At 61.6% G+C, this 17,179-nt stretch carries 13 protein-coding genes and 1 pseudogene; 9 read left to right on the top strand and 5 right to left on the bottom strand.

Going from position 1 to position 17,179, the window contains the following annotated elements:
- Positions 1-8 precede the first annotated feature (8 nt).
- The 3 genes from CAF63_RS23305 to edd all read right to left on the bottom strand — a co-directional run bounded on the left by CAF63_RS23305 (position 9) and on the right by edd (position 3,599).
- Positions 9-740, bottom strand: coding sequence for a response regulator (locus CAF63_RS23305; protein ID WP_085689342.1), 732 nt, complete (start codon positions 738-740; stop codon positions 9-11).
- 79 nt (positions 741-819) lie between these two features.
- Positions 820-1,776, bottom strand: a complete 957-nt coding sequence (locus CAF63_RS23310) for a glucokinase (protein WP_085689345.1) — start codon at positions 1,774-1,776, stop codon at positions 820-822.
- A complete protein-coding gene (edd, locus tag CAF63_RS23315) occupies positions 1,773-3,599 on the bottom strand; it encodes a phosphogluconate dehydratase (protein ID WP_039766072.1) in 1,827 nt (608 codons plus the stop codon). Before edd ends, CAF63_RS23310 begins: the two co-directional genes overlap by 4 nt.
- A gap of 220 nt (positions 3,600-3,819) precedes the next feature.
- On the opposite strand from edd, the gene gap reads away from it, so the two are divergent.
- The 9 genes and pseudogenes from gap (at position 3,820) to CAF63_RS23355 (ending at position 14,428) form a co-directional block, all read left to right on the top strand.
- On the top strand, positions 3,820-4,821 hold the full coding sequence (gap, locus tag CAF63_RS23320; protein ID WP_085689348.1) for a type I glyceraldehyde-3-phosphate dehydrogenase: 1,002 nt from the start codon (positions 3,820-3,822) through the stop codon (positions 4,819-4,821).
- 188 nt (positions 4,822-5,009) lie between these two features.
- Positions 5,010-5,528, top strand: coding sequence for an RNA polymerase sigma factor (locus CAF63_RS23325; protein ID WP_007951175.1), 519 nt, complete (start codon positions 5,010-5,012; stop codon positions 5,526-5,528).
- Between the two features lie 122 nt (positions 5,529-5,650).
- Entirely contained in the window at positions 5,651-6,616 is a 966-nt protein-coding gene (locus CAF63_RS23330) for a FecR domain-containing protein (protein WP_085689352.1), read from the top strand.
- Positions 6,617-6,738: 122 nt separating this feature from the next.
- Complete coding sequence (locus tag CAF63_RS23335) at positions 6,739-9,324, top strand: TonB-dependent receptor (RefSeq protein WP_085689355.1); 2,586 nt, start codon at positions 6,739-6,741, stop codon at positions 9,322-9,324.
- A gap of 109 nt (positions 9,325-9,433) precedes the next feature.
- Positions 9,434-10,030, top strand: coding sequence for a biliverdin-producing heme oxygenase (locus tag CAF63_RS23340; protein ID WP_085647314.1), 597 nt, complete (start codon positions 9,434-9,436; stop codon positions 10,028-10,030).
- 179 nt (positions 10,031-10,209) lie between these two features.
- Positions 10,210-10,605, top strand: a complete 396-nt coding sequence (locus CAF63_RS23345) for a YbaN family protein (protein ID WP_085606588.1) — start codon at positions 10,210-10,212, stop codon at positions 10,603-10,605.
- Between the two features lie 453 nt (positions 10,606-11,058).
- Positions 11,059-12,066: pseudogene (locus CAF63_RS29325) on the top strand (HAMP domain-containing protein); the annotation flags it as partial.
- 102 nt (positions 12,067-12,168) lie between these two features.
- Positions 12,169-12,924 (top strand): methyl-accepting chemotaxis protein, encoded by a 756-nt coding sequence (locus CAF63_RS29330; protein ID WP_371320921.1) that lies wholly within the window; start codon positions 12,169-12,171, stop codon positions 12,922-12,924.
- Positions 12,925-13,081: 157 nt separating this feature from the next.
- Positions 13,082-14,428: a CoA transferase gene (locus tag CAF63_RS23355; RefSeq protein ID WP_085689357.1), complete on the top strand. Its 1,347-nt coding sequence runs from the start codon at positions 13,082-13,084 to the stop codon at positions 14,426-14,428.
- Positions 14,429-14,561: 133 nt separating this feature from the next.
- On the opposite strand, the gene CAF63_RS23360 is transcribed toward CAF63_RS23355, so the two are convergent.
- The gene (locus tag CAF63_RS23360) at positions 14,562-15,413 is read right to left on the bottom strand and encodes a DNA-3-methyladenine glycosylase (protein WP_085689360.1); all 852 of its coding nucleotides are present in this window, start codon (positions 15,411-15,413) and stop codon (positions 14,562-14,564) included.
- Positions 15,410-16,837: an arginine-ornithine antiporter gene (gene arcD, locus CAF63_RS23365; RefSeq protein WP_085689363.1), complete on the bottom strand. Its 1,428-nt coding sequence runs from the start codon at positions 16,835-16,837 to the stop codon at positions 15,410-15,412. The genes CAF63_RS23360 and arcD overlap by 4 nt, the downstream gene beginning before the upstream one ends.
- Between the last annotated feature and the right edge of the window lie 342 nt (positions 16,838-17,179).

The raw sequence follows: 17,179 nt of genomic DNA on the forward strand, positions 1-17,179 counted from the left end.
GCAGGAACTCAGTGACCATTGCCGGCAACCACATTGGCTGCCAGCTGGTAGCCGCTGCCACGCACAGTGCGGATCAGCCGTGGCGGCTTTTCGGTGTCGCGCAGACGCTGGCGCAAACGGCTGACGGCCATGTCGACGATGCGATCGAGGGGCATCAGGTCGCGGCCACGGGTGGCGTTGCCGATGGTGTCGCGGTCGAGGATTTCCTGAGGGTGATCGAGGAACAGTTTCAGCAGGGCGAAGTCAGCACCGGACAGAATCACTTCCTCGCCGTCGGTGTGAAACAGTCGATGGCTGACCATGTCCAGCCGCCACTCATCGAACGCCAGCACTTCACTGCCGCCGCGTTCCTGGCCGAACTGGGCGCGACGCAGCAGGGCCTTGATCCGGGCTTGCAGTTCGCGGGGGCTGAAAGGTTTGCCGAGGTAATCGTCGGCGCCGAGTTCCAGACCGATCACGCGATCGGCTTCGTCGGAACTGGCGGTGAGCATGATAATTGGCACCTGGGCCTGACGCGGATGCTGGCGCACCCAGCGGCACAGGCTGAAGCCGTCTTCATCGGGCAGCATTACATCGAGGATCACCAGATCGCTCGGCGCGTCGTTCAGCGCCTGACGAAAACCGGCGCCATCCGCCGTGGCCCGTACCTGAAAACCCGCGCGGGTCAGGTAGGTTTCCAGCAACTCGCGTATCTCCTGGTCGTCATCGACCAACAAAATCGACTTGTTGACTGAGCTCACTTCGAAGGCATCCTTGTTGTTGGAATTGGGCGGATTATGCCTGATGTGTTGATTGTTCCCACGCTCGGCGTGGGAATGATCATTTACCGGATTGTTCGAGCGCCACTCCTGCACCGACGAGCCCCGAGTACGGCGCCGTCACCAGCCACACCGGAATGCCCTTGAAGTAATCGCTCATGCAGCCCTTGTCGGCGAAGCTGCGGGCGAAACCGCTTTCGAGGAAGAAATCGGCGAAACGCGGAATCACGCCCCCCACGATGTACACCCCGCCACGGCCGCCGGTGGTCAGCACGTTGTTGCCAGCCACGCGACCGAGCCAGCAGCAGAACTGCTCCAGCACTTCCAGGGCGATCGGGTCGCCTGCAAGTCCCGCCGCAGTGATGGCTTCTGGCGTGTCGAGTTTCGGTTCATGACCATCCACCGCGCAGATCGCCCGGTAGACCCGCGGCAAGCCACCGCCGCTCAACGCGGTTTCCGCGCTGACGTGGCCGATCTCGTTGTGGATGTGCTGCCAGAGCTGTGTTTCACGCAGACTGCTCAGCGGCAGATCGACGTGACCGCCCTCTCCCGGCAACGCGGCAAACCGTCCTTCACCGAGATCAAGCAACGTGCCGACGCCCAGGCCAGTGCCCGGGCCGATGACCACTGCCGGGCGCAATGGCTCCGGCTCGCCTTCGCAGACCACACGGAATTCGCCGGGCTGCAAACGGGTCATGCCCAGGGCCATGGCCGAGAAGTCGTTGACCAGCAACAACTGCTCAACCTGCAAGGTCTGGCAGAACGCCTTGCGACTCAGGCGCCAGTGGTTGTTGGTGAACTTGAATTCATCGCCGCTCACCGGCCCCGCCACCGACAGGCACACCGAACCGATGGCGCCCGGCGCCAGACCGAGCCCGCTCAGGTAGAGGCTGATCGCCTCTTCCGGGCTGGCATGGTCGGCCGTGGCCAGCACCTGAACCGATTCGAGCTGCTGATCTTTCCACAACGCAAACCGCGCGTTGGTGCCTCCGATGTCACCGACCAAAGCCAGTTTCAATTAAGCGTCTCCAGGGCAGAAGTGAAGGCGCTGGCGCCCTGCTCCGCCGAGCTGAAGGCCAAACGCATGAAGCCAAACAGCTCGCGGCCGCTGCCGATGTTGTTGCCCAACAGGCCTTTGGCAGGTTCGCGCGCTGCGAATTCGGCGGCGTCCACCTTGAGTTCCAAAGTGCCTTTGACGCCATCGACGCGGATGATATCGCCCTCTTGCACACGTGCCAAAGCGCCGCCGACATAAGCTTCGGGACTGACGTGAATGGCCGCCGGGATTTTCCCGGAGGCGCCGGACATGCGCCCGTCCGTCACCAGGGCAACCTTGAAGCCGCGATCCTGCAGCACGCCGAGGAACGGCGTCATCTTGTGCAGTTCCGGCATGCCGTTTGAGCGCGGGCCCTGGAAGCGCATCACTGCGACAAAATCCTTCTCCAGCAGACCGGCCTTGAACGCGTCCGCCAGATCCTGCTGATCCTGGAACACCATGGCCGGTGCTTCGACAATCTGGTTTTCCAGCGCCACGGCGGACACCTTCATCACGCCACGACCGAGGTTGCCTTCCATCACCCGCAAGCCGCCCTCTGCCGAGAATGCACGGGCCACCGGACGCAGGATGTTTTCGTCGAGGCTGTCGGTCGGACCTTCGCGCCACACCAGTTTGCCGTTATCGAGGAACGGCTCCTTGGTGTACTGGCTCAGGCCGTGGCCGAGCACGGTGTTGACGTCTTCGTGCAGCAGGCCGGCCTCGAGCAGTTCGCGGATCAGGAACGACATGCCGCCCGCCGCCTGGAAGTGGTTGATGTCAGCCTTGCCGTTCGGATAGACGTGGCTCAGGGTCGGCACGACTTCGGAGAGGTCGGCCATGTCCTGCCAGGTCAGTTGAATGCCCGCCGCCATGGCGATGGCCGGCATGTGCAGGGTGTGGTTGGTCGAACCGCCGGTGGCGTGCAGCGCGACGATCGAGTTGACCAGCGCCTTCTCGTCGACGATTTCGCCGATCGGCATGAAGTTGCCGTTCTGTTTGGTCAGGCGCGTGACCTGATGCGCGGCTTCGCGGGTCAGGGCCTCACGCAGCGGCGTGTTCGGGTTGACGAAGGAGGCGCCCGGCAAGTGCAGGCCCATGACTTCCATCAGCAACTGGTTGGTGTTGGCGGTGCCGTAGAACGTGCAGGTGCCCGGGCTGTGGTAGGACTTCATTTCCGATTCCAGCAGCTCTTCGCGGGTCGCCTTGCCTTCGGCGTACTTCTGCCGCACGTCGGCTTTTTCCTTGTTGGAAATCCCCGAGACCATCGGCCCACCCGGAACGAAAATCGTCGGCAGGTGACCGAAACGCAGCGAGCCCATCATCAGCCCCGGTACGATCTTGTCGCAGATGCCGAGCATCAGCGCGCCGTCGAACATGTTGTGGGACAGCGCCACCGCCGTCGACATCGCGATGACTTCGCGGCTCGGCAGGCTCAGCTCCATGCCCGGCTCGCCTTGGGTCACGCCGTCGCACATCGCAGGCGTGCCGCCGGCGAACTGGCCGACCGAACCGATTTCACGCAGGGCGTTCTTGATCTGTTGCGGGAAGACTTCGTACGGCTGATGCGCCGAGAGCATGTCGTTATATGACGAAACAATGGCGATGTTCGCCGAGTTCATCATCCGCAGGCTGTGCTTGTCTTCGCTGCCACACCCGGCCACGCCGTGGGCGAAGTTGGCGCATTGCAGCTTGCCGCGCATCGGCCCGTCAGTTGCAGCGCCGCGAATCAGCGCAAGGTAAGCCTGACGCGTGGCGCGGCTGCGGGCGATAAGCCGTTCGGTGACCTCAAGAACGCGGGGATGCATGTTTAGAACTCCAGGCTAACGGATGTGGCGACCTGATTGTCTATGCTGATCAAAAGCCCGTTCGCGTGGGATGACGAGCGGTTTTCTTGATCATTCGGACCAGTTGATTCAGGTCACTCGTTGTAGATAAAACAAAATATTGCCACTAAAAAGGCTTGTTTTCTATTTTTATGCGAATAATCTTGTAATTCCAACAACAAAACGACGGCGGCGCTGTTCAATGACTCTTCGAATCGCAATCAATGGTTTTGGCCGCATCGGCCGTAATGTCCTGCGCGCACTGTATACCCAAGGCTATCGTCAGGATTTGCAGATCGTCGCCATCAACGATCTGGGCGACAGCGCGATCAATGCGCATCTGCTCAAGTACGACACCGTTCATGGCACATTCGACGCCGAAGTTGCTCATGACAACGAGAGCCTGACCGTCAACGGCGACCGCATTTCGGTCAGCGCCATCCGCAACCCGGCCGACCTGCCATGGGCCGCGGAAAAGATTGATGTGGTATTCGAATGCACCGGTCTGTTCACCGACCGGGCCAAAGCCGCCGCGCATATTACCGCCGGCGCACGCAAAGTGATTATCTCGGCCCCCGCCAAAGGCGCCGATGCCACCGTCGTTTACGGTGTGAATCACGACATTCTGCGCCAGTCGCACCAGATCATTTCCAACGCGTCGTGCACCACCAACTGCCTGGCCCCGGTGGCCCAGGTGCTGCACCGCGAGCTGGGCATCGAAAGCGGTCTGATGACCACCATCCACGCCTACACCAACGACCAGAACCTGACCGACGTCTATCACACCGACCCGTACCGCGCCCGCTCCGCCACCCAGAACATGATCCCGAGCAAGACCGGCGCCGCCGAAGCCGTGGGCCTGGTGCTGCCGGAACTGGCGGGCAAGCTGACCGGCATGGCCGTGCGCGTACCGGTGATCAATGTGTCGCTGGTGGACCTGACCGTGCAACTGAAGCGCGAAGCCTCGGCCGATGAAGTCAACGCATTGATGAAAGCCGCGAGCCAGCATTCGAAGATCCTCGGCTACAACACCCTGCCGCTGGTCTCGAGCGATTTCAATCACAACCCGCTGTCGTCGATCTTCGACGCCAACCACACCAAAGCCAGCGGCAAACTGCTGAAAGTACTGGCCTGGTACGACAACGAGTGGGGCTTCTCCAACCGGATGCTCGATAACTGCCTGGCGCTGTGCAACGCGGAATAAACGCCTGCCCCCTGTGGGAGCGGGCTTGCTCGCGAATGCGGTGGGTCAGTCGACATATTTATTGCCTGACACGACGCTTTCGCGAGCAAGCCCGCTCCCACAGGTTTGATTTCGATCTGAAATCAAGGCTTGACCACTCAGGCAGATGATAAGCATTATCATTCGCTCGAAATGGATCAGGTCTTCCCGTGAGTCAATCACACTTCAATCACGTGTTCCTCGCCCAGCGCACGTCGCTGCTGCGGACCCTGGAACGGATGGTCAACAACCACAGCACCGCCGAAGACCTGTTGCAGGAAACCTACCTGCGCGTCACCCGGGCGCTGAGCGAACGGGCCATCGATCACCTTGAACCCTTTGTCTTCCAGACCGCGCGCAACCTGGCGCTGGACCATTTGCGTGCGCGCAAGATTCATTCACGCACCATGGTCGACGACGTGCCGCAGGACGTGGTGCACAGCGTCGCCGCCCCCGCCAGCAGCGCCGAAGACGCCGCCCACGCCGAACAATTGCTGGAGCGCCTGAACGTGAGCCTAGGTGAACTCAGCCCCCGCCAACAGCAAATCTTCATCCTCAGCCGCCTGCACGGGCACAGCTATCAGGAAATCGCCGAAGAACTGAGCGTCTCCCTCAGCACGGTGCAGAAAGAGCTCAAACTGATCATGACCATCTGCATCGGTGTCGCCGAACGCTTGAACGGCGACTGATACCCACCCTTGTCTGTATTCGACAGGATCGACTGCACTGATCATCGGGCTTTGTTACCCTTGCCCGACTTTTACGCTTCACTAAAAAAACAGCCGTGCACAGACACTGCCGAGGAAACACCGTGACGGACACCCACCGCTCCCCTTCGCCTTCATCGGCGCAGGACGCCGCAAGCGCAATGGACCAGGCTCTGGACTGGCTCATCGTGCTCGGCAGTCCGGACGAGGAGCAGACCCGGCAATTCCATGCCTGGCTGGCGGCCGATCCGTTGAATGCCGAGGCGTTCGCCAAGGCCCAGGCAATCTGGGACGGTCCGCAGATCGCCCAGTGCGCGCAGAACCTCGCGGCCAAACCGAAGAAAGTCACCGTCCTCACACGCCTGCGTCCGCACTGGAAACCGCTGGCCACCGCCGCCGTTCTGCTGCTCGGGCTGTTCAGTTTCAGCAACCTGCCGATGCGTCTGCAGGCCGATCACCTGACCGTGGTCGGCGAGCGTCAGCGCCTGCAGCTTGAGGACGGTTCGAAAGTCCTGCTCAACACCAATTCCGCGTTCTCCAGCACGATCAATGATCAGCAGCGAGTCGCACGGCTGTATCAGGGCGAAGCGTTTTTCGAGATCCCGGCCAGCCGCAGCCAGCCGCTGGAAATCGATGCCGGCCCGGTGAAAGCCAGCGTGCGCGACACCGCATTCGCCGTGCGTTATCTGGACGGCGTGGCGCAGGTGCGCGTGCAGCGCGGCGATGTCGATCTGCGGGCTACCCGCGACGATGCCCGTGTGCGGCTGTCCGCCGGGGAAAGCATCCGCGTCGGCCCGAACGGTTTCGACCGCCCGGCCAAGGTCGACGCCGCCACCGATCTGGCGTGGGTGCAGGGTCGGCTGATCTTCGAGAACTGCCCGCTGAACCAGGTGCTGGCCGAACTGCGCCGTTACTACCCGGGCTTCATCATCAACACCAACGAACAGTTGGCCGACGTCGCCGTCACTGGCAATTACCGTCTCGACCAGCCGCTGGACGTGGTGCGTTCGCTCGCTCACATCACCTCGGCCAAGCTTCAGGAATTCCCGGCGCTGGTGATTCTGAACTAAATGAGAATTATTTTTACTCGATAGCCAAAGCTCGTTCGTCTCGTTATAGCCAATGCAATTGATTCGCATCTCGCGAGATCAATCAGCACCTATAAAGATTCGTGCGACACGGAGCGCTATCGATGTCCTCACGCCTTACCCGCCAGACTTCTTCCCCTTCCCGCGTGCTGTCGCTGCTGACCGCCGCCATCCTGATGGCCGGCACCGCGCCGCTGATGGCCGCCACCGAACAGCCGACGCGCAACATGGGCGATTACTCGTTCGCCATTGCCCAGCAGCCGCTGGTGTCGGCGCTCAATGCGTTCACCGCCGTCACGGGCTGGCAGGTCGGTTTGCCGGCGGAACTGGGTCAGGACGTGTCGTCGCCGGGCGTGCGCGGTTCGCTGCCACCGGAAAAAGCCCTGGAGCGCCTGTTGGTGGGGACCAACCTGAGCTTCCGCAAACTGAGCAACAACAACGTCGTGCTGGAAAAACGCGCCAGCAGCGGCGCACTCAATCTTGATCAGGTGACCATCAGCGCCACCCGTCAGGAACAATCGGTGAGCAGCGTACCGGCCACTGTCACTGTGCAGACCCGTCAGGACCTGGACCGCAACAACGTCAACACCATCAAGGATCTGGTGCGTTACGAGCCGGGCGTATCTGTCGGCGGCGCCGGCCAGCGCGGCGGGATCAGCGGCTATAACATTCGCGGTATCGACGGCGACCGGATTCTGACTCAGGTCGACGGCGTCGAAGTGCCGGACGGTTTCTTCAATGGCCCGTACGCCAAGACCCAGCGCAACTACGTCGATCCGGAAATCGTCAAGCGCGTCGAAATCCTTCGCGGCCCGGCCTCGGTGCTGTACGGCAGCAACGCCATCGGCGGCGCCGTCAGCTACTACACCCTCGACCCGGACGACATCATCAAGCCCGGCAAAGACGTCGGCGCCCGCCTGAAAACCGGCTACAGCTCCGCCGACGAGAGCTGGCTGAAATCCGCCACAGTCGCCGGTCGCGCCGACCAGTTCGACGGTTTGCTGCACTACAGCCAGCGCGACGGTCATGAAACCGATTCCTACGGCAGCAACAACGGCACCGGTCTTGAACGCACCGCCGCCAACCCGGAAGACGTGAAGGCCACCAACGTGCTGGCCAAGATCGGCTGGAACTACAACGAAGGTTCGCGCCTGGGCCTGACCTACGAAAAGTACAAGGATGATCGCGACACCGATCAGAAAAGCGCCTACGGCGGCCCGTACTTCAACGGTGCCCCTACCATTCCGAACAGCGTGCTGCCCGGCGGCATGTACCAGTGGCGCACCGGCAACGACACCATCACCCGCGAGCGTTTCGGCCTGGAGCACAGTTTTGAGCTGAACAGCCTGCTGGCGGACAACGTGAAGTGGAGCCTCAACCACCAGACCGCCAAGACCGACCAGAGCACCGATGAGTTCTACTACCCGATCACCCGTAAAGTGCTGCGTACCCGCGACACGATCTACGAAGAAAAACAGTGGGTCTTCGACGCGCAACTGGACAAGGCCTTCAGCATCGGCACCACCGATCACGTGCTGACTTACGGCACCACCATCAAGCAGCAGAAAGTCACCGGCTCGCGCAGTGGCGACGGCAAGTGCCTGGCGGTCGGTCGCGGCTGCACCGCCATCGGCGCCACCAGCGCGGCTGATGTGCTGAAAAAATCCAGCGACTTCCCGGACCCGACCATCAACACCTACAGCCTGTTCGCCCAGGATCAGATCAGCTGGAACAACTGGACCTTCCTGCCGGGCCTGCGCTACGACTACACCCAGCTCAAGCCGCACATCACCCAGGAATTCCTCAACACCGTGGCCGCCGACGGCAACGGCACGGTCAGCGACGAGAACAAGACCTGGCATAAAGTCTCGCCGAAATTCGGCCTGACCTACGCCCTGACCGAAAACTACACCTGGTACGGTCAATACGCCGAAGGGTTCCGCACCCCGACCGCGAAAGCGCTGTACGGCCGCTTCGAAAACAGCACCACCGGGTACAACGTGGCACCGAATCCGGACCTGGAACCGGAAAAAAGCAAAAGCTATGAAACCGGTCTGCGCGGTAACTTCGAGCAAGGCTCGTTCGACGTGGCGGTGTTCTATAACAAGTACCGCGACTTCATCAATGAAGACGCCGTCACCCCGGGCTACAGCGAGCTGACGTTCCAGTCCAGCAACATCAAGCACGCCACCATCAAGGGTGCCGAAGTCAAAGGTCGCCTGAACCTGGATTCCTTCGGCGCGCCGCAAGGCCTGTACACGCAGGGTTCGATCTCTTACGCCTACGGACGCAACAACGACAACGGCGAGCCGTTGAACAGCGTCAACCCGCTGACCGGCGTGTTCGGCCTCGGTTACGACCAGGACAACTACGGCGGTCTGCTGAGCTGGACCGTGGTCAAGAAGAAGGATCGTGTCGACGACAGCAACTTCAAGTCGCCGGACGGCGTCAGCAGTCAATTCAAGTCGCCGGGTTTCGGCATTCTCGATCTGGCCGGTTATTACAAGGTTACCGACGACGTCACCGTCAGCGGCGGCATCTACAACCTGACCGACAAGAAATACTGGCTGTGGGATGACGTGCGCGGTTACGACAGCGTCGGCGAAGCGTCGGTGACACAACCGGCCAACCTCGATCGCCTGACCCAGCCAGGTCGCAACTTCGCGATCAATCTGGTCTGGGATATCTGATCCGGATGACCTCACGGCGCGTGCATTGCCGCGCCGTGAGGTTTTTTTACTGTCCGGCGCTTGTCCGTACGTCTCGTTATCAAGCGCCTCTTCTTTTCAAGGACATCTCATGAGCACCCCGGAAAAAGCCCTGCGTTCGCAACGCCTGAACCAGATCACCCACGAGCCGCACAGCAAGCTAGATGCACTGGTGAAGGCCCATGCGCCGTTCGAGACCCGCGCCAACTTCGCCCGCTTCGTGGTCGCGCAGTACCTGTTCCAGTCGGAACTGGTGTCGCTGTACAACGATGCCGAGCTGACCGCCATCGTCCCTGACCTTCCGGCCCGCTGCCGCGCCGAAGCGGCCAGGGCCGACCTCGCCGACCTCGACACCGAAGTGCCTGCGCCAGTCGCCGGCGCGGTGAAAAATCCGAGCAAGGCCCGCGCCCTGGGCTGGATCTTCGTTTCCGAGGGTTCCAAACTCGGCGCTGCGTTCCTGATCAAACGCGCGGTGGCGCTGGACCTGAGCGAAACCTTTGGCGCCCGTCATCTGGGCGAGCCTGAAGGCGGTCGCGCTGAGGGCTGGAAGAGTTTTGTGCGCACCCTCGATTCGCTGCAATTCAGCGCTGAAGAGGAAGCCGAAGTGGAGCAAGGCGCGATCGATGCATTCAACCGCTTCACGGTGTTGCTGGAACAGGCTTACGCCACAGAAGCCGAGCCGGCCTGAAGCGACACCGATTCCCCATTGTGGGAGCGAGCTTGCTCGCGAAGAGGCCGTCAGATTCAACATCATCGTTGACTGACGTACCGCTTTCGTCGGAGCGCCGCCCGGAGCAAGCTCGCTCCCACAGGGAACTGCACAAGTCTGTAAGATTGCCATTTCGCCTCACGCATTCCCCCGAGCCCATGCCCCAACCCGCCTCCTCACGACTCGCCCGCCTGCTGTTCGGCCTGCTCGCCTATGTCAGCCTCGGCATCGGCCTGATCGCCATCGTCGTGCCCGGCCTGCCGACCACCGAGTTCATCCTGCTCGCCGCCTGGGCCGCGACCCGCAGCTCGCCGCGCCTGAGTGCCTGGCTGGAAAACCATCGGCTGTTCGGGCCGATCCTGAGCAACTGGCGCAACGGCAAGATCATCGCCCGCAAGGCCAAGGTCAGCGCCACCGTCAGCATGCTGCTGTGCGCGACCCTGATGCTGGTGATGCTCGATCACGGCTGGCCGATCTATCTGGCGATTGCCGGCATGACGATGGGCAACCTGTGGATCTGGTCACGACCGGAAGCGTTGCCGAAGATTTCCTGATTTTTCCCTTGTTTTCAGGGCTTTTACCCGCGCAAACGTTTAGTCATGACCGTTCGTCGGCATGTCGCTCATGCACTCTCGCCTCGCGCCGATGAGCATTGAATGGCGCTGAATGGATTTGGCGATCCGGGCTCCTCCCTGCCCCGCAGCCAACAGTTCATTCATTCGCGAGAACGTCCCATGTTCGACTCTCTGTCCATACGCCTGAAAATCGTCCTGCTGTCCGGCCTGTGCCTGCTCGGTGTGGTTGCGCTGATCGTCGGCATCAATATCTACCAGACCAACCAGAACGACGAACTGGTCAGCCAGTCGAGCAGCAAGATGCTCACCGCCAGCGTGCAGAACCTGCTGCAGGCCAAGGCGGCCGAACAGGCCGTGCAAGTACAGAAAACCTTCGGCGAAAGCCTGTTGGTGATCACTGCACTGGCCGACCAGATCAAGGACATGCGCGTCATGGCCGCCAAGCGTTCGCTGGACGCCGGCGCCCTGCGTGAAGAGTTGAACCTGAGCCTGAAGACCGCGTTCGAACGCAACAACAAGGTGCTCGGCATCTGGCTGGCCTTCGAACCCAATGGCCTCGACGGCAAGGACAGTGAGTTCATCAACGATGCCGCGCGCCAGTCCAACGAAGCCGGGCGCTTCGCCACTTACTGGAGCCGCGCCGCCGGTTCTGCGCTGAACACGATCATGGTCGAAGAAGACATGACCAAGACCACCCTCAGCGTCAGCGGCACGCCTTACAACAGCTGGTACACCTGCCCTCGCGACAACAAGCGCACCTGCCTGCTCGACCCGTATGCCGACACCGTGGGCGGTAAGGAAATGCTCATGACCACCATTTCCGTGCCGCTGCTGGTGGACGGCAAGGCCATCGGCGTGGTCGGTATCGACATCGCACTCGATGCGCTGCAAGCGGCAGTCGTGGGTTCCCAGCGCGAACTGTTCAACGGTGCCGGGCACATGCTGATTGTCTCCGGCAGCGGTGTGCTGGGTGCTTACAGCACCGACGCGACCAAGGTCGGCAAAGGCATCGCCGAAACCCTCGGCGCCGAAGGCAAGGACATCCTGCAACTGCTGAGCGCCGGCACGCCGAAGATTCTCGAACAGGGCGACCTGATCCGCGCGGTGTACCCGGTCGATCCGATCGGCAATTCCCGAGCCTGGGGCGTGGTCATCGACCTGCCGAAACAAGTGCTGCTGGCCGACTCGGTCAAGCTGCAATCGGTACTCGACGACGCGCAGGAAACCGGCACGATTACCGCACTCGCAGTGGCCGTGATCGCAGGCTTGATCGGCCTGGTGCTGATCTGGCTCACCGCCTCCGGCGTGACCCGTCCGATCAACAGCGTTGCCGAGATGCTGAAGAACATCGCCAGCGGTGAAGGCGACCTGACCCAGCGTCTGAACTACACCAAGAAAGATGAACTGGGCGAGCTGGTGAACTGGTTCAACCGCTTCCTCGACAAGCTGCAACCGACCATCGCCCAGATCAAACAGAGCATCACCGAAGCCCGTGGCACCGCCGATCAGTCGTCGGAAATCGCCCGCCAGACCAGCGAAGGCATGCAGGTGCAGTTCCGCGAGATCGATCAGGTGGCGACCGCCTCCAACGAAATGAGCGCCACCGCCCACGACGTGGCCAACAGCGCTTCGAACGCTGCCAACGCAGCGAAAGGCGCCGACCAATCGGCCAAGGACGGGATGTCGATCATCGAGCGCAGCACCCGCGACATCAATCAATTGGCCGACGAAGTCAGCAAAGCGGTGACCGAAGTCGAAGAGCTGGCGGTCAATAGCGAGCAGATCGGTTCGGTGCTGGAAGTGATCCGCAGCATCGCCGAACAGACCAACCTGCTGGCGCTGAACGCCGCAATCGAAGCGGCCCGTGCCGGTGAAAGCGGTCGTGGTTTTGCGGTGGTGGCCGACGAAGTCCGAAACCTCGCCAAGCGCACCCAGGATTCGGTGGAAGAAATCCGCGTGGTGATCGAACGCATCCAGACAGGCACCCGTGGTGTGGTCGCGACCATGCATTCGAGCCAGACCCAGGCCCACAACAACGCCGGGCAGATCCGCCAGGCCGTGGACGCCCTCGGCAAGATCAGCGACGCGGTCACCGTGATCAGCGACATGAACCTGCAAATCGCCAGCGCCGCCGAACAGCAAAGCGCCGTCGCCGAGGAGGTCAACCGCAACGTCTCGGCGATCCGTACCGTCACCGAAACCCTGACCGAACAGGCCACCGAATCGGCAGCGATCAGCAGCCAGCTCAATGCCCTCGCCAGTCAGCAGATGAAATTGATGGATCAGTTCCGCGTCTGACCTCCCCTCCCTGATCGTTCCCACGTCGAGGCGTCGAACCGTCCGCGTGGGAATGCAGCCCAGGACGCTCCGCGTCCCGCTCCTGAACTGGAGCGCAGGGCATGGGAACGATCTCGTCATCTGTTCTATGATCAGGCCCTCTTCCGGAGGGCCTTCGATGACTGATCTGCTCACGTCCATTCAAGCCGCGCTCGGCTTGTCCCGCACGCCGATTCCGTTCACCGGCGAGGGCGCCCTGCCCTCGGCGTTTGCCGTTACCGACCTTGCCTGCGCGAGTATTGCCGCTGCGGGGCAAGCCGTCGCCGAACTCCTCAAACAGCAAACCGGCCACTTGCCCGGAATTGAAGTCGACCGCCGCCTCGCCTCGTTCTGGTTCGCCACTTCACTAAGACCGATCGGCTGGGAAGTCCCGCCGCTATGGGATCCGGTAGCCGGAGACTACGCAACAAAGGACGGCTGGATTCGCCTGCACACCAACGCCCCGCATCATCGCGCCGCTGCTGAAAGCGTGCTCGGCGCTTGTGCCGACCGCGCGGCGATGGCAGCGAAAGTCGCGCAGTGGGCCAGTGCCGATCTGGAGCAAGCGGTGGTCGAGGCCAAGGGCTGTGCGGCTGAAATGCGCAGTTGGGAACAGTGGCAGAAACATCCCCAAGGATTGGCGGTGAATGCCGAACCCTTGGTGCATTTCAGTGATGGGAAAGACGAAAGCCACCAACCCTGGCAAGGCTCGGTGGCGCAGCCATTGGCCGGGCTCAAGGTGCTCGATCTGACTCGCGTACTGGCCGGCCCGACTGCCAGCCGTTTTCTTGCAGGGCTCGGCGCCAACGTGCTGCGCATCGACCCGCCGACCTGGAACGAACCCGGCGTGGTGCCGGAAGTGACCCTCGGCAAACGTTGTGCACGACTGGATCTGCATGAGCCGGCAGATCGCGCAGTGTTCGAAAGTCTGCTCAAGGATGCCGACATCCTTCTGCACGGCTATCGCGCCGATGCCCTTGAACATCTTGGCTTCGGCGTCGAACGCCGCCGGCAACTCGCGCCGGGGCTGATCGACGTTTGCCTCAACGCCTACGGCTGGAGCGGCCCGTGGCAGAACCGCCGGGGCTTCGACAGTCTGGTGCAGATGAGCAGCGGGATTGCCGAAGCCGGGCAGCGCTGGAAGCAGGCGGACAAACCGACACCGCTGCCGGTGCAGGCGCTGGATCATGCGACGGGGTATCTGATGGCGGCGAGTGTGATTCGGTTGCTGACGCAGCGACTGAGCAGCGGTCATGGAGGTTCGGCGCGGTTATCGTTGGCGCGGACGGCGAAGTTGTTGATTGAGCATGGGCCGGGGACGGACGAAATGTTGCGTCCGGAGGATGCAAAGGATCAGGGGTTGCAGATAGAGCAGACACCATGGGGGCCGGCGCATCGGCTACATGCACCGCTTCTTATTACTGGAACGCCGTTGCAGTGGTCTTTGCCAGCGAGTGAATTGGGGTCGCATCGAGCGCAGTGGTGATCTTTCCACCGCTTTCGCGAGCAAGCTCGCTCCCACAGTGGATCGAGGGCGCCACATTCCTGGACTGATCGCCAATTCTTGTGGGAGCGAGCTTGCTCGCGAAGAGGCCAGAACTTACAAACCAGAATCAGGGTCAATCCGCACGACTCAAGGATGTCCACAACATCTGCGCCGCATACCCCCGAAACGGCCGCCAGGCCTCTGCCCGGGCAGACAACTCCCGCACAGTCATCCGTTCCCCCTCCAGCACCTCCAGCGCCCGCAGCAACCCCACATCCCCGGTCGGAAAACCGTCCATGTCCCGCAACTGGCGCAGGGCAATGTACTGAGCCGTCCAGTCGCCGATCCCGTGCAGCGCCAGCAACCTCGTCGTCCCGGAGGCAAACAGCAACGGATCGTCCAGCGACGCCTGCGCCACCCCGGACAAGGTGCGCCCCCGACTTTTCGGCATACCCAGCGCCGCCAGATCAACGTTCGCCAAAACCTTTGCCTGAGGAAAAACATGAGTCAGGCCCGGCACTGAAGAACGCAAAGGCTCGCCATACTGCGCCACCAGTTTCCCCGCCAGCCGGATCGCCGCAACCACGGTAATCTGCTGCCCCAGCACCGCGCGAAACGCCAGCTCCAAACCATCCCACGCCCCCGGCACCCGCAACCCCGGGCGCTCGGCGATCAGCCGCGCCAGCAACGGATCCGCCGCCAGATGCCGCTGCATGGTCGGCAGTTCCGCATCCAGATCAAACATCCGTCGCAAGCGCGCGACGATCTCGGGAACCGCCGACGGATCCGGGAAATCCAGTTCCACCTCCAGCGCATCACCGTCACCGGGCCAGACCGAAACCGTACCGTGAAGCCCGTTCAACCCGATGCTGCGCGAATACACCCCATCGACCACCGTCTCCATCCCCGTCACCGCCCGCGCCGCGAGAAACCCGAGCATCGCCGGCCAGTCGTAAGATCCCCGATAGTCGAGCCGCAATCTCACAGTGACAACACGCCGCTGTACAACCCGTAGGCCGCGAGCCCGGCCCCGACAATGACGCAGGTGAAAATCCCCTTCTCGAGCGTGGTGAACAGCGGCTCGCCCTGCTCATGCTTGGCCTTGGCGAACAGGATCACCCCCGGCGCATACAACAGCGCCGACAACAGCAGGTATTTCACCCCGCCGGCATACAACAACCAGACCGCATAACACAGGGCGATACCGCCGATCAGCAGATCCTTGGTGCGTTCGGCGGAAGCATGTTCATAAGTTTCACCCCGTCCGCTGAGCAATACGGCGTAGGCCGCCGACCACAGATACGGCACCAGAATCATCGACGAGGCGAGGTAAATCAGGCTGGTGTAGGTTCCGGCGGAAAACAGCGTGATCAGCAGGAAAATCTGGATCATCACGTTGGTCAGCCACAACGCATTGACCGGCACATGGTTGGCGTTTTCCTTTTCCAGGAACGCCGGCATCGTATTGTCCTTGGCGGTGGCGAACAGGATCTCCGCGCACAACAACGCCCATGACAGCAACGCACCGAGCAACGAAATGGCCAGGCCCACGCTGATCAGCAACGCGCCCCATGGCCCGACGATGTGCTCCAGCACGGCGGCAAGCGACGGGTTCTGCAAGGTCGCCAGCTCCGGCTGACTCATGATCCCAAGCGACAGCACATTGACCAGCACCAGCAGCGCCAGCACACCGAGGAAACCGATCACCGTGGCCCGGCCCACGTCCGTGCGTTTCTCCGCCCGCGCCGAGTAAACGCTGGCGCCTTCGATACCGATGAACACGAACACGGTGACCAGCATCATGTTGCGCACCTGATCCATCACGCCGCCGAAATTCGGGTTGCTGCGGCCCCAGATGTCGCGGGTAAAAATGTCGGCCTTGAACGCCACAGCGGCAATGACCACGAACATGATCAACGGAATGATCTTGGCCACGGTGGTCAACTGATTGATCAGCGCCGCCTCCTTGATCCCGCGCATCACCAGAAAGTGCACGGCCCACAACAGCACCGAGGCGCAGCCAATGGCAATCGGCGTATTGCCCTGACCGAACACCGGAAAGAAGTAACCGAGGGTGCTGAACAGCAACACGAAATACCCGACGTTGCCAAGCCAGGCGCTGATCCAGTAACCCCACGCCGAAGAAAACCCCATGTAGTCGCCGAACCCGGCCTTGGCATAGGCATAGACGCCGGAGTCCAGTTCCGGTTTCCGGTTGGCCAGGGTCTGGAACACGAAGGCCAGCGTGAGCATGCCGATCGCCGTGATGCCCCAGCCGATGAGGATCGCCCCCGCATCGGCCCGGGCCGCCATATTCTGCGGCAGGGAAAAAATCCCCCCGCCGATCATCGAACCCACCACCAGGGCGATCAGTGCGCCAAGGCGCAGTTTTTGCGTCGGTTGCGACATTCCAGCGTCTCCAAGTTCCAGAGCGGCGAATGCCGCGAAACCGTTATGCAACCGGTTTTAACTAAATGGATAAAGCGTAATGACGTTTATTGAATAACGCCAACTTGCGCCCTTTATATATAGCCATTGGCGCTAACGCCGTAGCACGCTCAGGCAGTTTTGTGCGCGAATCCTAATAAATCAATTCTGTACTGAAAACAGCGTTGAAAAATTTGCCAAAACCGCAAAACGAACTAGCGTGATAATTCGAAAGTAATAGGAGTCATTCTTAAAAAATCCGGACAAGAGGCCTCTGCGACGGGCCTTCCAGCTAGAAGGCTTATCCCTGAAACGGCTTCATAA

Source organism: Pseudomonas sp. B20(2017) (assembly GCF_002113125.1).
GTDB lineage: Bacteria > Pseudomonadota > Gammaproteobacteria > Pseudomonadales > Pseudomonadaceae > Aquipseudomonas.

Coding starts and splice junctions, on each gene's coding strand:
- edd (WP_039766072.1), bottom strand. CDS start 3,599: ATGCATCCCCGCGTTCTTGAGGTCACCGAACGGCTTATCGCCCGCAGC.
- gap (WP_085689348.1), top strand. CDS start 3,820: ATGACTCTTCGAATCGCAATCAATGGTTTTGGCCGCATCGGCCGTAAT.
- CAF63_RS23335 (WP_085689355.1), top strand. CDS start 6,739: ATGTCCTCACGCCTTACCCGCCAGACTTCTTCCCCTTCCCGCGTGCTG.
- CAF63_RS23340 (WP_085647314.1), top strand. CDS start 9,434: ATGAGCACCCCGGAAAAAGCCCTGCGTTCGCAACGCCTGAACCAGATC.
- CAF63_RS23345 (WP_085606588.1), top strand. CDS start 10,210: ATGCCCCAACCCGCCTCCTCACGACTCGCCCGCCTGCTGTTCGGCCTG.
- CAF63_RS29330 (WP_371320921.1), top strand. CDS start 12,169: ATGCAGGTGCAGTTCCGCGAGATCGATCAGGTGGCGACCGCCTCCAAC.
- CAF63_RS23355 (WP_085689357.1), top strand. CDS start 13,082: ATGACTGATCTGCTCACGTCCATTCAAGCCGCGCTCGGCTTGTCCCGC.
- arcD (WP_085689363.1), bottom strand. CDS start 16,837: ATGTCGCAACCGACGCAAAAACTGCGCCTTGGCGCACTGATCGCCCTG.